This is a genomic window from Burkholderia sp. MS455, assembly GCF_016899445.1.
Taxonomy (GTDB): Bacteria; Pseudomonadota; Gammaproteobacteria; order Burkholderiales; family Burkholderiaceae; genus Burkholderia; species Burkholderia pyrrocinia_C.
The window spans coordinates 17,429-32,462 of record NZ_CP041779.1; the positions used below are offsets into that span (position 1 = coordinate 17,429).

Sequence of the window (15,034 nt, forward strand, 5' to 3'; positions counted from 1 at the left end):
CCGCAATGTCGAGCTGTTGAGGGTTGTCTGTATAGACGCGAGGACAGTACCCCTGGCTATCGGGAGCAATCGTCAAGACTGGTGTACGCGGGTCGGGCGGCATGATCAGGCGGCTAGCGCTTGAGGAGCCGGTGTGCTTTCCATCACCGGGGTGCCGTCCTTGAAGGGAATGCCCTTCAGAAGCGGTTCGATCCTGTCGACGCCGCGGATCTTCCTCCAGGTCTGCTCGGCCGCTTCGATCAGCTTGAACGCCATCGCGAGGAAGGTCGAGAGCTAATGTCGGAAGTGGTGTACGGCGGTGTGGAGCGGAATCGGCGGGAGGCGGTGGCGATTGCAGGAGAATGTTGCTTTCCAAGGTAACGAACCCAGCAACCAATCCACCACCATGGCGAAACGTAATCGGGAAGCGAACGACAGTCAAGCAACGGAAACAGAATTCAAGGGGCCCGTCGGCCTGGACGAGTTGATCCAGCAAGGCGCGCGGCAGATTATCCAGCAAGCGATCGAGGCGGAATTGAAGGCATTGCTCGAGCAATATTCGAACGTGAAGACGCTGGACGGCCGGCGGGCGATCGTGCGCAACGGCTATCTGCCTGAGCGAGACGTTGTCACGGCAATCGGACCGGTAACGGTCCAGGTGCCGAAGGTCCGCGATCGCTCGGGCTCGGGGGTAAAGTTCAACTCGGAGATCGTGCCGCCCTACGTGCGCAAGTCGCCGCGTGTGTCGTCGGCGCTGCCGTGGCTGTATCTGCGCGGCGTCTCGACCGGCGACATGAGCGAAGCGCTCAGCGTATTGCTCGGCGACCAGGCGAAAGGCCTGTCGGCAAATACCGTCATTCGTCTCAAAGCGATCTGGGCGGACGAATTCGCGCAATGGAACAATCGGGACTTGTCGGCGGCCCGCTGGGTCTACTGGTGGGCCGACGGCATTCATACTGGGGCGCGCAGCGAGGATTCCGACGGGCAATGTCTGCTGGTGATCATCGGCGTGAAGCCAGACGGCAGCAAGGAACGCGTCGCGCTCGCCGACGGCTACCGCGAGTCGAAGGATTCGTGGGTCGAGCTACTGCTCGATCTGAAGGCTCGCGGTCTACAAGCCGGCCCACTGCTAGCCGTCGGCGACGGCGCGATGGGCTTGTGGGCGGCACTCGAGGAAGTGTTCCCGCAGACGCGGCACCAGCGCTGCTGGTTTCACAAGATCGGCAACGTGCTCAACGCGTTGCCGAAGTCGCAGCAGGGCAAGGCCAAGGCCGCGCTCGCGGAGATCTGGAACGCCGCGACGCGCGCCGATGCGATCGTCGCCTACGATCAGTTCGTCGCGACCTATACGGCCAAATATCCGAAAGCTGTCGAGAAGGTCACGAAGGATCGCGACGAGCTGCTCGCGTTTTACGACTTCCCGGCCGAGCACTGGCAGCATGTGCGCACGACGAATCCGATCGAGTCGACCTTCGCGACGGTCCGCCACCGCACGACCCGCACGCGAAACTGTCTGTCGCGCGCGACCTTCCTCGGCATGGCCTTCAAGCTCATCGAAGCAGCAGAGGAATCATGGCGCCGCATTCGCGGTGTCGACAAAATCGAACAGATCTTGAACGGCGTGCCCTTCAAGGACGGAACACCGGTGACCGAGAGCACACCGGCTCCTGCTCAACCGCTTGCCGCTTGATCATGCTGCTCGACTGTCGTACACCACATTTGACATTAGCTCGAAGGTCGAGCGCGACAGACAGTTGCGCGTGCGGCTCGTGCGGTGGCGCACCGTCGCGAACGTCGATTCAATCGGATTCGTGGTCCGCACGTGCTGCCAGTGTTCGGCCGGGAAGTCGTAGAACGCGAGCAGTGCGTCGCGGTCTTTCGTGAGCTTCTCGACGGCCTTTGGGTACTTGGCCGCGTACGTGTCGACGAACTGGTTGAACGCGGCGATTGCGTCGGCTCTTGTCGCGGCATTCCAGATCTCGGCGAGCGCAACCTTGGCCTTGCCGTGCTGCGATTTGGGCATGACGTTGAGTATGTTGCCGATCTTGTGAAACCAGCAGCGCTGGTGCCGTGTCTGCGGGAACACCTCTTCAAGCGCCGCCCACAGCCCCATCGCGCCATCGCCGACGGCAAGCAGCGGCGGCGCCTGCAGACCTCGTTTCTTCAGATCGAGCAGCAGCTCTTTCCAGGATTCCTTCGATTCGCGATAGCCGTCGTTGAGCGCCACGCGCTCCTTGCTGCCGTCCGGTTTCACGCCGATGATCACCAGCAGGCACTGCCCGTCCGAATCCTCTGCGCGGGCTTGCGTATGGATGCCGTCGGCCCACCAGTAGACCCAGCGCGAGGTGGACAGGTCGCGCTTGTTCCACTTCTCGTACTCTTCTGACCAGGCGGCCTTCAGGCGGCTCACGACGCTCGCTGACAGCCCTTTAGCCTGTTCGCCGAGCAGCTCGGACAGTGCGTCGCCCATGTCGCCGGTTGAGACTCCTCGCAGGTACAGCCACGGCAGCGACGATGACACGCGCGGCGACTTGCGCACATAGGGCGGCACGATCGTCGAATTGAACTTGATGCCGGAGCCCGAACGATCGCGGACCTTCGGCACCTGAACGGGCACCGGACCGACTGCCGTGACGATCTCGCGCTCTGGCAGGTACCCGTTGCGCACGACAGCGCGCCGGCCATCGATCGTCTTCACATTCGAATACTGTTCGAGCATTGCCGCCAGTTCCGCCTCGATTGCCTGCTGGATGATCCGCCGCGCCCCTTGCTGGATCAGATCGTCCAGGCCGGGCGTACCCTTGATGTCTGCTTCTGTTGTTTGACTGCCGCTCGTATCCTGCGTAAGTTTCGCCATGGTGGTGGAGTTCGATTGAGGAAGTGTTACCGTGAGAAGCAACATTCTCCTTCAATCGCCACCGCCTTCTCCTGCCTCAACCCTACGCCGCATACACCACTTTCAACGATAGCTCATCGGTCAGCCCTTTGTACGTGGCACCGGTTGCGGAACGAATGTGATACGGCACGCCGGATATTGGATTTCCAGCACGATCCACAACTCGCACCTGCTCGTCGTACGATTCGCGACGACTCTTCGGGAGCGGATTTCCTGCAGGGCCGAAGCCCATCTCGACGAGTTCGCCTGATGTGAAGTCCAGAGAAGCGGTATCTTGAGATGCCCGCATCACTGGGCGGGGATGGCAGCGGCAAGCACACAGATCACCATCTAGCGCAGCGTGCTTGCCCATGATTGAGTCTGGCCGTCGTGGCCCGTGACCAACGATGACACCAATCGAGTCGCACGCCGAGCAGTAAACTTCTGCCCCCAGAAACGTCACCGGCGTACCGTGATGTATGAAGAAGTCCATGCCCTCCAGGACGACTCCGCCGTTAGACGAACGGTCTCCTTTCTTGAGATAGAACCGTTTCATTCTTCTTCGCCTTATTTTATTAGGTATACGAAGTCATATCATGCAGATCATCACAAAACTATTGGACAGGTACGAAACCCTATCTATGGCCGGCGCAGATCAACTCGCCACATCTACCAATCGGCCAATCCGCACATCACGATGATTTATGAGATGCGACAAACACTACACTGTCCATACACACTGACTGACGTATCCACCTCGCACCTCTTCGACTGTTGCATTACACCTATGGCTTTTTCGAATCGACTCGCAACCTTCCGCAAGCAGAGAGGGTTCACCCAACAGCAACTGGCCGATCGCGCAAAGGTGCACACGGTGCAGATCAATCGATATGAAGCCGGGCTGACGCGTCCGAATCTCGATGTGATGAAACGCCTCGCAATTGCTCTGTGTGTAAGCACCGATTCGTTGCTGTTTGATTCGAGCGAACTTCGACTGGACGAGGACTTTCGCCCGATTTTTGAAGGCTTGCGGGCACTCGGCCCCGACGACAAGCTCGTTGCCAAATCGGTACTTGAGGCGCTGCTTCTCAAGCATCGAATGTCTGTCGGCGGTCCCGTCGCACCAGCGGTGGGGAAGATCGTTTCTCTCTGAAACGCGAATCCAATGAAAGACTGAAGAGAGCAAAGCAGTAGAAGCGCGGGCCGCATGGGCTGCCACCCATACGACCCGCTGACCACCACCAACTCGCACAAGGAGTCGGAAATGGCTGACGCCAATAGTAAGACACGTCGCAAGAAGAACAAACCGGTCAACATGCAAAAAACGTTTGAACTGGTCCTCCGCAACTACCCGGACCTTCCCAAGCGCGGCTGGCCTTACCTGCCGTGGATGAAGGCAATCGATCTGGATTTCAAGATCTTTGGATTCAAACCGGGCGATCGCGTCTACCTCGACGTCAACTACGTCACCCGGAAAATCACGATCTCGCCGGACTACAGCCAGCTAGCGCTGCGAGAGCAGCCTTACCACGATCCTGAACCGGAAGACTCGCCGGCATAACCAGCAAGGGCCGCTTTATGCGGCCCTTGTTGCCTCGGTGGTTGACTCGGCGTTCAGCGGATCTCTGCGCACCATTCCTTGGCTCAGCTAGCACCGCGGCTCTTCTACGGCCACCGTCAACAACCGTCACAACAGCGGAACGCAACCTTCCGTCATCACCTCCGCATCGGCAGCCCTCACGGCTCCGCTTACTCTCTCGCCGAAAGCACCGCCTATCCGATCGAGTGGAATTTCAAACAGCACTGGCAGTCAAACTCCGCAACGGTGACCGATGCCCGGCAATTTGCCAGCGTGCTAACGTATGTTTAAGCGAGCCCACCCCGAAAAGCACCGGTAGCAGGTCACAAAACTATCACGACGGCTCACCCAAAATCACGGAAATCAGCTAAAGTTTTCGGAATATCGACCGTTGATATTGGCAGGTGAATTCTTTCGAAGCCTCCCTAAAGCTTTTTGAAAAATTACCCGACCCAACAAAATTGAAAAACTTGGAGTCGTCATGGATGAAGAAATTAACTCATTTCTGTCGTTGCTTCGACAGGATAGTTCAACAGCGTGGGTGGCAGACCAGCTAACTCAGACATTTTCACAAGGAATATCGATGAGCGTCAAAGAGGCATCTTCAGACGCGCAATTTTCTGGAATGGAACCACTCGGCTTGAGCAGCAGAGAAAGACAAAAGAGAGAAAAATACGAAACAACCCGGCCATATTCCGACGTTGAGAAAATCGAACTTTTGAGATCAGCGCTACGAACTCTATTCATAGAGCTTCCCGAGATTCAAGCTACTGGAATCGAATTACTTCGTAGTTTTGGTGCACAGGCAGATCGCATTGAGTTTATTCCACCGGATGAACCAGAGCAAGGTCAATTTAACTACTCACTCGAATTTGGAATTATCGAAAAAAATCGCGAATATTCACGCAATATTTTTACGGAATTCGATAAGGAATTCGACTCATGACTTCATTTGCAGACCTTGTGACCGCCTACAATCGATTGTTAGCTGCTCACCCTCCCGTTATATCTGCAGGACAAGCAAACGATGCATTTGAAATCTATGTTCTGACACTTGTACTACGTGCAGCTGAAGAGGAAGGCGCGATGATTAGTTTCCGCTCCTCGATGGGTATTACCAATCCATCTCCACTTCGCTTTCGCACGGCGCCCGGTCGAATTTTTTCCACAACAAATGATTATAGTCACGCATACATCAGATTTTCAAACGGATTAACGTTCGAAGCTCATATTGGAGTATATGTTGAAGGATTGGCGGGGGTGCTTCATGAATGCGACGTCATGGTAGTAGAAGCATCCGAGGGAGAGTTCTGCCGCATGAACCATGTTCACCCCAAAAAAATGAACGTTGTATTAACTGCCGAATGCAAATTCTATACTGGAAAACTGGGGATAGATCTCGGTCGTCAATTTTTAGGCGTGACCGCTGACTTAGGCAGCGAAGGACGATTTTTTCTAAGCAATAGTGACGGCCGATCAGTTGATCGGGTTTTAGCGCACCACAAGCGTCAACGTTTTTTTGGACTTACTCCTCTAACCAAAGACACGGAAGATCAAGTCGTCGCTCAATTTCGCACCACCTTCAGAAATCTCAAAGCCAAACGTCGATAACCTTGCGCCGAGAGGAATACGAAGTATCCAGGTGAAGCGCTATGACGTCGTGAAAGGTGATACCACGACGGTGGGCGGCGCAGGATGGTGAGGGCAACGATCGGATTGGTACCGGCGAACAGGCTTACGCAGGCAATCCAGTCTTCTGGTGCCCCGTATGCAAGACGGTCGGGAAGATTCTGCGGGACGGGCCGCGCATCACCACGATTGACCCAGAGGGAGAGCAGGCATCACTCAATGACGACGTGTTTGCCTGGGAGTGTTCACCGTCGCCGCGTCTGGTTCTTCCAGGTATCGTCATCCATCGAAATCTAGACCTGCGTAGTAGATTTCCTGCGTTGAAAATCTGCCGTGCCAATGCAAAAACCCCCGCCTGTTCGGGCGGGGGTTTCTGGCTTAGGGAGCCTGACGATTACCTACTTTCACACGGGAATCCGCACTATCATCGGCGTAGAGTCGTTTCACGGTCCTGTTCGGGATGGGAAGGGGTGGGACCGACTCGCTATGGTCATCAGGCAAAGGGGGTTGTTCTGCTGGCGTGGCCAACAGAACCAATCTGGGAAGAAGCAGTAATCTTGAGTTGTGAGCTGTATCTCACACGTACGCGGTACTTCAACCGCAGTACGTCGAGTGCCTCGCACTCGACGTTCGACATTCGTAAGCGCTGAAGCGCTAACGACTGTCGAAACAGACTTGTTATAGGATCAAGCCTTACGGGCAATTAGTATCAGTTAGCTGAACGCATTACTGCGCTTACACACCTGACCTATCAACGTCCTGGTCTCGAACGACCCTTCAAGGGGATCTAGTCCCCAGGGATATCTCATCTTAAGGCGAGTTTCCCGCTTAGATGCTTTCAGCGGTTATCTCTTCCGAACATAGCTACCCGGCGATGCCACTGGCGTGACAACCGGTACACCAGAGGTTCGTCCACTCCGGTCCTCTCGTACTAGGAGCAGCCCCCTTCAAATATCCAACGCCCACGGCAGATAGGGACCAAACTGTCTCACGACGTTTTAAACCCAGCTCACGTACCTCTTTAAATGGCGAACAGCCATACCCTTGGGACCGGCTACAGCCCCAGGATGAGATGAGCCGACATCGAGGTGCCAAACACCGCCGTCGATATGAACTCTTGGGCGGTATCAGCCTGTTATCCCCAGAGTACCTTTTATCCGTTGAGCGATGGCCCTTCCATACAGAACCACCGGATCACTATGACCTGCTTTCGCACCTGCTCGACTTGTCGGTCTCGCAGTTAAGCACGCTTATGCCATTGCACTATCAGCACGATTTCCGACCGTACCTAGCGTACCTTCGTACTCCTCCGTTACGCTTTGGGAGGAGACCGCCCCAGTCAAACTGCCTACCATGCACTGTCCCCGACCCGGATCACGGGCCAAGGTTAGAACCTCAAACAAACCAGGGTGGTATTTCAAGGACGGCTCCACCGAAACTAGCGTTCCGGTTTCATAGCCTCCCACCTATCCTACACAGATCGGTTCAAAGTCCAATGCAAAGCTACAGTAAAGGTTCATGGGGTCTTTCCGTCTAGCCGCGGGTAGATTGCATCATCACAAACACTTCAACTTCGCTGAGTCTCGGGAGGAGACAGTGTGGCCATCGTTACGCCATTCGTGCAGGTCGGAACTTACCCGACAAGGAATTTCGCTACCTTAGGACCGTTATAGTTACGGCCGCCGTTTACCGGGACTTCAATCAAGAGCTTGCACCCCATCATTTAATCTTCCGGCACCGGGCAGGCGTCACACCCTATACGTCCACTTTCGTGTTTGCAGAGTGCTGTGTTTTTATTAAACAGTCGCAGCCACCAGTTTATTGCAACCCCTTCACCCTCTGCGCGCAGGCGCATCAAGCTACAAGGGCGTACCTTATCCCGAAGTTACGGTACCAATTTGCCGAGTTCCTTCTCCCGAGTTCTCTCAAGCGCCTTAGAATACTCATCTCGCCCACCTGTGTCGGTTTGCGGTACGGTCATCGTTAGACTGAAGCTTAGAGGCTTTTCTTGGAACCACTTCCAATTGCTTCGCTCCCTAAGGAGCTCGCGCCACACCCTTGAATCCTGCGCCCGGATTTGCCTAAGCGCCTTCTCCAATGCAGCGACCGGGACTTCCAACACCCGGACAACCTTCCGCGATCCGTCCCCCCATCGCATCTAACAATGGTGCAGGAATATTGACCTGCTTCCCATCAGCTACGCATTTCTGCCTCGCCTTAGGGGCCGACTCACCCTACGCCGATGAACGTTGCGTAGGAAACCTTGGGCTTACGGCGAGGGGGCCTTTCACCCCCTTTATCGCTACTCATGTCAGCATTCGCACTTCCGATACCTCCAGCACGCTTTTCAACGCACCTTCGCAGGCTTACGGAACGCTCTCCTACCATGCGAGCAAAGCTCGCATCCGCAGCTTCGGTATATAGCTTAGCCCCGTTACATCTTCCGCGCAGGACGACTCGATCAGTGAGCTATTACGCTTTCTTTAAAGGGTGGCTGCTTCTAAGCCAACCTCCTGACTGTTTTAGCCTTCCCACTTCGTTTCCCACTTAGCTATATTTGGGGACCTTAGCTGGCGGTCTGGGTTGTTTCCCTCTTGACACCGGACGTTAGCACCCGATGTCTGTCTCCCGTGATTGCACTCTTCGGTATTCGGAGTTTGCTATGGCGGGGTAATCTGCAATAGACCCCCCAACCATGACAGTGCTCTACCCCCGAAGGTGAGACACGAGGCACTACCTAAATAGTTTTCGGAGAGAACCAGCTATTTCCAAGTTTGTTTAGCCTTTCACCCCTATCCACAGCTCATCCCCTAACTTTTCAACGTTAGTGGGTTCGGACCTCCAGTACGTGTTACCGCACCTTCATCCTGGCCATGGATAGATCACTTGGTTTCGGGTCTACGCCCAGCAACTGAACGCCCTATTCGGACTCGCTTTCGCTACGCCTGCCCTATACGGTTAAGCTTGCTACTGAACGTAAGTCGCTGACCCATTATACAAAAGGTACGCCGTCACCCCTTGCGAGGCTCCGACTGTTTGTATGCATGCGGTTTCAGGATCTATTTCACTCCCCTCCCGGGGTTCTTTTCGCCTTTCCCTCACGGTACTGGTTCACTATCGGTCGATCACGAGTATTTAGCCTTGGAGGATGGTCCCCCCATCTTCAGACAGGATTTCACGTGTCCCGCCCTACTTGTCGCACACCTAGTTCTTTCATACTGTTTTCGCCTACAGGGCTATCACCTGCTATGGCCGCACTTTCCAGAGCGTTCGGCTAACAATACAAATAAAGAGTGCAAGGCTCATCCCATTTCGCTCGCCACTACTTTGGGAATCTCGGTTGATTTCTTTTCCTGCGGTTACTTAGATGTTTCAGTTCACCGCGTTCGCTTCTCTGGACCTATGTATTCAGTCCAGGATGACCCAAAAGGGCCGGGTTTCCCCATTCGGACATCTACGGATCAAAGCTCGTTTGCCAGCTCCCCGTAGCTTTTCGCAGGCTACCGCGTCCTTCATCGCCTGTGATCGCCAAGGCATCCACCACATGCACTTGTTCGCTTGACCCTATAACGAGTCTGTCTCTTCGACAGTCGTTACAGGTTGAGTTCTCGCGTTGTGCCGTATTCCAATTGAGTCGAACATAGAGTTCGAATCATCTTGAGATACATCGATACAATCACAACCCGGATAGTTTTCACGTCCATCTCAAGACGCTTCCGCTATCCAAATTACTTGCTTCTTCCAGATTGTTAAAGAACGACAGCCGATACTTACTACGTATCACTCTGACTGGCTCAATCGCCAATGAAAAAGACTCGAACAAACTTCATTCGAATATTTATCATTGAAGATTGGAAAATGCGGCCGGTATTATAACCGATTCGACCGCAGACAGATAGAGTTTCTGTCTTGACCAACAGCCGATAAGCGTGAGCGCTCAACTTTGCGAGAAGCTCTGGAAAGGAGGTGATCCAGCCGCACCTTCCGATACGGCTACCTTGTTACGACTTCACCCCAGTCATGAATCCTACCGTGGTGACCGTCCTCCTTGCGGTTAGACTAGCCACTTCTGGTAAAACCCACTCCCATGGTGTGACGGGCGGTGTGTACAAGACCCGGGAACGTATTCACCGCGGCATGCTGATCCGCGATTACTAGCGATTCCAGCTTCATGCACTCGAGTTGCAGAGTGCAATCCGGACTACGATCGGTTTTCTGGGATTAGCTCCCCCTCGCGGGTTGGCAACCCTCTGTTCCGACCATTGTATGACGTGTGAAGCCCTACCCATAAGGGCCATGAGGACTTGACGTCATCCCCACCTTCCTCCGGTTTGTCACCGGCAGTCTCCCTAGAGTGCTCTTGCGTAGCAACTAAGGACAAGGGTTGCGCTCGTTGCGGGACTTAACCCAACATCTCACGACACGAGCTGACGACAGCCATGCAGCACCTGTGCGCCGGTTCTCTTTCGAGCACTCCCACCTCTCAGCAGGATTCCGACCATGTCAAGGGTAGGTAAGGTTTTTCGCGTTGCATCGAATTAATCCACATCATCCACCGCTTGTGCGGGTCCCCGTCAATTCCTTTGAGTTTTAATCTTGCGACCGTACTCCCCAGGCGGTCAACTTCACGCGTTAGCTACGTTACTAAGGAAATGAATCCCCAACAACTAGTTGACATCGTTTAGGGCGTGGACTACCAGGGTATCTAATCCTGTTTGCTCCCCACGCTTTCGTGCATGAGCGTCAGTATTGGCCCAGGGGGCTGCCTTCGCCATCGGTATTCCTCCACATCTCTACGCATTTCACTGCTACACGTGGAATTCTACCCCCCTCTGCCATACTCTAGCCTGCCAGTCACCAATGCAGTTCCCAGGTTGAGCCCGGGGATTTCACATCGGTCTTAGCAAACCGCCTGCGCACGCTTTACGCCCAGTAATTCCGATTAACGCTCGCACCCTACGTATTACCGCGGCTGCTGGCACGTAGTTAGCCGGTGCTTATTCTTCCGGTACCGTCATCCCCCGGCTATATTAGAACCAAGGATTTCTTTCCGGACAAAAGTGCTTTACAACCCGAAGGCCTTCTTCACACACGCGGCATTGCTGGATCAGGCTTTCGCCCATTGTCCAAAATTCCCCACTGCTGCCTCCCGTAGGAGTCTGGGCCGTGTCTCAGTCCCAGTGTGGCTGGTCGTCCTCTCAGACCAGCTACTGATCGTCGCCTTGGTAGGCCTTTACCCCACCAACTAGCTAATCAGCCATCGGCCAACCCTATAGCGCGAGGCCCGAAGGTCCCCCGCTTTCATCCGTAGATCGTATGCGGTATTAATCCGGCTTTCGCCGGGCTATCCCCCACTACAGGACATGTTCCGATGTATTACTCACCCGTTCGCCACTCGCCACCAGGTGCAAGCACCCGTGCTGCCGTTCGACTTGCATGTGTAAGGCATGCCGCCAGCGTTCAATCTGAGCCAGGATCAAACTCTTCAGTTTAAACCTGTTACTGTTTTCGGTTCAGTTAAGAACCGGTCGCTCACTCAAAGCTGACAGGAATATGAATCACTTCATAAACCTGACTTACTTTAGTGTGAGACTCTTGATACTTTCGCTATCTGATCCGAGGATCAGCTCGCTTCCATCAAGCGCCCACACTTATCGGCTGTTAATTTTTAAAGAACGTCGCGTTTCAAACGTCTCGTTTGTTTCGCGTCTCAATCAAGAGAGGCCGAATTATGGTTTTCCCCGACTTCGCCGTCAAGTACTTTTTGAAAAATTCTTGAAACATTTTTTTGGCAGGAGGTGGAGCCGGGGATCAACGGGGTTGCAGCCGGTGGCATAGAGGCGGCAACGCGGGTACGCCGGTAGCCCACGAACCGCCCCGCCGCAGCGAACGCAACCGTCCGTCGCTCACCGTCCCACCATCGCCCTCACCACGCCGTCCCGCCGAATCAACCCGTGATACAGCGCCGCCGCAAAGTGCGCGAGGAACGTCGCGAAGAACAGGTAAGCCAGCACCCGGTGCGCAACCCTGAGCCACGCGAACGTCGCCGGGTCGGCCGAAACAATCGCCGGCAACTGCACGCCATCGCCCAGCGTCACCGGATACCCGCCGGCCGAAAGCATCGCCCACCCGATCAGCGGCATCGCGACCATCAGCGCATACAGCACGAGATGCGACCCATGCGCGGCAACCTTCTGCCACCACGGCAGGTCTTCAGGCAACGCCGGCGGCTTCGATAAAAACCGCACCACGATCCGCACGCAAACCAGCACCAGCACGGCGATACCCAGCGGCTTGTGCAAAGCCACCAACACCGCATGCCGCTCGGAGACGGACGAAACCATCCCCACCCCGATAAACAGCATCGCGACGATCATCGCGGCCATCACCCAATGCAGCACCCTCGCCGGCAGACTAAACGTCGTAGAAGTCTTCATCACCGCCCCTCCGAACTCAACTTGGCCACGCCAGCCACCCCAGCCTCTTCACTGGTCCGCCGCAGATACGAATCCGCATAAGCCGCCGACCGCGCCGCCAGCAACGGATCCCCCGACACCTGAATCCCCTGCGGCAGCACCGTCGGGTCGTAATTCACGTCGCGGCACGGCCCGCTGTCCTGCGCCTCCACGCGATCGAGCACCAGCGTCCCCGCATCGATCGTCGTTCGCTGCGCGGGCCAGACCTTCGTCGCGTCGTCCACCGGATCGCCAGGCTCCGCCAAGGTGACCAGCAGCTTCCACTTCTGCGCACCGGCCGCGATGCGCTGCGTCACGTCCTGCTGCAACACGTTCGGATCCGCGGCCGTCGCGACGTCCCCGGCGCCGGCCGTCTGCTCCGGCACGACGCGCCACCTCACCGCCTGGCGCTTGCCCGCCGCATCGACGAAGTAGAACGCGTTCAACCCGTAATAGCTCTCGGTGACGTAACTCGCGCTCGGTTTCGCACCCTTCACCCACTGCAGGAACGCGGCCGTCTCCGGATGTGCGCCGAAAAACGCCTTCGCCTTCGCCTGATCAGGCTTGCCCGTCTTCGGATCGGGCCGGGTCGCCACCGTCAGCTGATAAAACACCTGCGGCGTCGCCACCGGAAACACGGGCATCGCGTTCATCCCGGTCCGCCATTGCTCGCCGTCGGGCGCGGTCAGCTTCAGCGCGAGGCTGCGGATCGGCACGCTGCTGTCCGGCGCATACGGATTCCCGCCCGGCAGCGCGAACCGCCCGACCACTGGCGTGCGCACCGCCTTGAAGAACGGCGCGACCGAATACGCGCTCGCGGCCCCGTTGCCTTCGAAGTAACCGGTCACGCACACGCCCTTCGCGTGATTGCGCCGGTAGCCCGGATGGATGCCGCTGTTGGTCTGCAGCGCGTCGACGAGCCGCTGCGGGGTCAGTCGCGCCGGCGCGAGCCACCCGCCGGCATACCCGAACGCGACGGCCACGCCGGCCACCGCGCCGCCGATCACGGCCCAGCGCCACCACCCGCGCCCGGGCTCGCGCTGCGGCGAAGAAGAGGAAGATTGCTTCATGGATGCACTCCCGATCGTCAGATCATTGTCGAACCCGCGTAGGACGCCACCCGCGCCACTTTATTCCACGAAAATTTTTTTCCTATGCTTGATGGAATAATCGGCGCCGACCGGCGTCCTACGCGACATCTCGACCCTTTCGGCAACCGGCCCGGCCATGCCCTCCACCGCCCTCGACGACGAAGCGTTGCGCGAACTCCTCCCCAGGCTGCGGCGCTTCGCGCTCTGGCTGGCGCGCGACGTCCACGCGGCCGACGATCTCGTCCAGTCGACGCTCGAGCGCGCGCTGTCGCGCTGGACGAGCCGCCGCGACGACGCGTCGCTGCGCAGCTGGCTCTTCACGATCCTTTACCGGCAGTTTCTCGACGGCAAACGCAGCGCGAAGCGCTACGCGTGGCTGCTCGGCCGCATCCGGGACGATGACGAAGCGCACTGGCCGTCCGCCGAACGCGAATTCGCGGCGCGCGCGACGCTCGAAGCGTTCGGCCGGCTCTCCGACGAGCAGCGCAGCCTGCTGCTGCTCGTCGCGGTCGAGGGCTTCACCTATCAGGAAGTCGCCGACCTGCTCGACGTGCCGATCGGCACCGTGATGTCGCGGCTCTCCCGCGCGCGCCAGGCGCTGCGCCAGCTCAGCGACGGCGAGCTTCCCGCTCCTTCTTTGCGCTTGATGAAGAAATGAACACCCCTCCGAACGAACACGACCTTCAGGCCTATGTCGACGGCCAGCTCGACGACGATGCGCGCGCCGCGGTCGAGCGCTATCTCGCGCTGCATCCGGAGCGCGCGGAACAGGTGAAGCAATGGCAGCAGGATGCGCAGCGGTTGAGGGCGGCGCTGGAGAGCGTGCGGATGCCGGCGGACAACCCGGCGCTCGATCCGGCGGCGATTCGGGCGCGGCGCGCGGAGCGCACGCGGATGCGGTTCGCGATGGCGGCTTCGTTCGTGTTCTGCGTCGGGCTCGGGACGTTCGGCGGGTGGCAGGCGCGCGGGTGGAACGCGGCGCCGGCTGTCGCGCCGATGAGCGATGCGGTCGAGGCTTACCGGATGATGGTGGTCGATCAGACGGCAAAGGTGGATTACCGGCCGACGGGTGCGGGAGATTTGCAGGGGTGGCTCACCCAGCGCGTGGGCGCGTCGGCGAAGCTGCCGGATTTGAGCGCGGCTGGGTTCAGGCCCGTCGGCGGACGGTTGTTCACGACGGACAGCGGAGCCACGGCTGCGATGGTGCTCTATGAGGACGGTGCGGGGCGAACGCTGAGCTTCTATCTCCGGCCGGCGGAATCGAAACATCGGCTGCTGCCGGCCGGGCAACGCGTGGATGGCGCGCTGCTGGCACGATATGGGTCGGTGAACGGGCTCAACTATGCGGTGGTCGGGCCGGCCGGGAGCCTTGGGGAGAAGGCGGTTGCGCAGGCGCTCGATCAGCAGACTTGAACGGTACAATGCG

The 15,034-nt window shown here is 57.4% G+C and carries 11 protein-coding genes, 3 rRNA genes and 1 pseudogene; 7 read left to right on the forward strand and 8 right to left on the reverse strand.

The window, feature by feature from the left end; all coding sequences use genetic code 11:
- Positions 1-105: 105 nt before the first annotated feature.
- Positions 106-255, reverse strand: a complete 150-nt coding sequence (locus FPJ27_RS36600; RefSeq protein WP_239483358.1) for a hypothetical protein — start codon at positions 253-255, stop codon at positions 106-108.
- A gap of 130 nt (positions 256-385) precedes the next feature.
- Between FPJ27_RS36600 and FPJ27_RS19175 the strand changes: the two genes are divergently transcribed.
- On the forward strand, positions 386-1,669 hold the full coding sequence (locus FPJ27_RS19175) for an IS256 family transposase (RefSeq protein WP_204420906.1): 1,284 nt from the start codon (positions 386-388) through the stop codon (positions 1,667-1,669).
- Between the two features lie 42 nt (positions 1,670-1,711).
- Here FPJ27_RS19175 and FPJ27_RS19180 read toward each other — a convergent pair.
- Both FPJ27_RS19180 and FPJ27_RS19185 read right to left on the reverse strand, forming a co-directional pair.
- Positions 1,712-2,881 (reverse strand): annotated as a pseudogene (locus FPJ27_RS19180) (IS256 family transposase); the annotation flags it as partial.
- A 37-nt stretch (positions 2,882-2,918) separates the two neighbouring features.
- On the reverse strand, positions 2,919-3,410 hold the full coding sequence (locus tag FPJ27_RS19185) for a PAAR domain-containing protein (protein ID WP_204425130.1): 492 nt from the start codon (positions 3,408-3,410) through the stop codon (positions 2,919-2,921).
- Positions 3,411-3,641: 231 nt separating this feature from the next.
- Here FPJ27_RS19185 and FPJ27_RS19190 point away from each other — a divergent pair, with 231 nt between their 5' ends.
- From FPJ27_RS19190 to FPJ27_RS19205, 4 genes are all read left to right on the forward strand, one after another.
- Positions 3,642-4,007 (forward strand): helix-turn-helix transcriptional regulator, encoded by a 366-nt coding sequence (locus FPJ27_RS19190; RefSeq protein WP_204425132.1) that lies wholly within the window; start codon positions 3,642-3,644, stop codon positions 4,005-4,007.
- A 111-nt stretch (positions 4,008-4,118) separates the two neighbouring features.
- Positions 4,119-4,415, forward strand: a complete 297-nt coding sequence (locus tag FPJ27_RS19195) for a hypothetical protein (protein ID WP_204425134.1) — start codon at positions 4,119-4,121, stop codon at positions 4,413-4,415.
- Positions 4,416-4,914: 499 nt separating this feature from the next.
- Complete coding sequence (locus FPJ27_RS19200) at positions 4,915-5,379, forward strand: hypothetical protein (protein ID WP_204425136.1); 465 nt, start codon at positions 4,915-4,917, stop codon at positions 5,377-5,379.
- Positions 5,376-6,044 carry a hypothetical protein gene (locus FPJ27_RS19205; RefSeq protein ID WP_204425138.1) on the forward strand — a complete coding sequence of 223 codons (669 nt, stop codon included), beginning with the start codon at positions 5,376-5,378 and terminating at the stop codon, positions 6,042-6,044. The genes FPJ27_RS19200 and FPJ27_RS19205 overlap by 4 nt, the downstream gene beginning before the upstream one ends.
- Positions 6,045-6,447: 403 nt before the next feature.
- Here the strand turns inward: FPJ27_RS19205 and rrf are convergent.
- From rrf to FPJ27_RS19230, 5 genes are all read right to left on the reverse strand, one after another.
- Positions 6,448-6,560: ribosomal RNA gene (rrf, locus tag FPJ27_RS19210) — 5S ribosomal RNA — on the reverse strand.
- A gap of 184 nt (positions 6,561-6,744) precedes the next feature.
- Positions 6,745-9,626, reverse strand: a 23S ribosomal RNA gene (locus FPJ27_RS19215).
- 395 nt (positions 9,627-10,021) lie between these two features.
- Positions 10,022-11,554, reverse strand: a 16S ribosomal RNA gene (locus FPJ27_RS19220).
- The 16S, 23S and 5S rRNA genes sit together here, the layout of an rRNA operon.
- Positions 11,555-11,968: 414 nt before the next feature.
- Complete coding sequence (locus FPJ27_RS19225; protein ID WP_204425140.1) at positions 11,969-12,499, reverse strand: cytochrome b; 531 nt, start codon at positions 12,497-12,499, stop codon at positions 11,969-11,971.
- Positions 12,499-13,587, reverse strand: coding sequence for a catalase family peroxidase (locus tag FPJ27_RS19230; protein WP_204425142.1), 1,089 nt, complete (start codon positions 13,585-13,587; stop codon positions 12,499-12,501). The genes FPJ27_RS19225 and FPJ27_RS19230 overlap by 1 nt, the downstream gene beginning before the upstream one ends.
- 157 nt (positions 13,588-13,744) lie before the next feature.
- Here FPJ27_RS19230 and FPJ27_RS19235 point away from each other — a divergent pair, with 157 nt between their 5' ends.
- Together FPJ27_RS19235 and FPJ27_RS19240 are read left to right on the forward strand one after the other, a co-directional pair.
- On the forward strand, positions 13,745-14,266 hold the full coding sequence (locus FPJ27_RS19235; protein ID WP_034183763.1) for a sigma-70 family RNA polymerase sigma factor: 522 nt from the start codon (positions 13,745-13,747) through the stop codon (positions 14,264-14,266).
- Entirely contained in the window at positions 14,263-15,021 is a 759-nt protein-coding gene (locus FPJ27_RS19240; RefSeq protein WP_204425144.1) for an anti-sigma factor, read from the forward strand. Before FPJ27_RS19235 ends, FPJ27_RS19240 begins: the two co-directional genes overlap by 4 nt.
- Positions 15,022-15,034 lie beyond the last annotated feature (13 nt).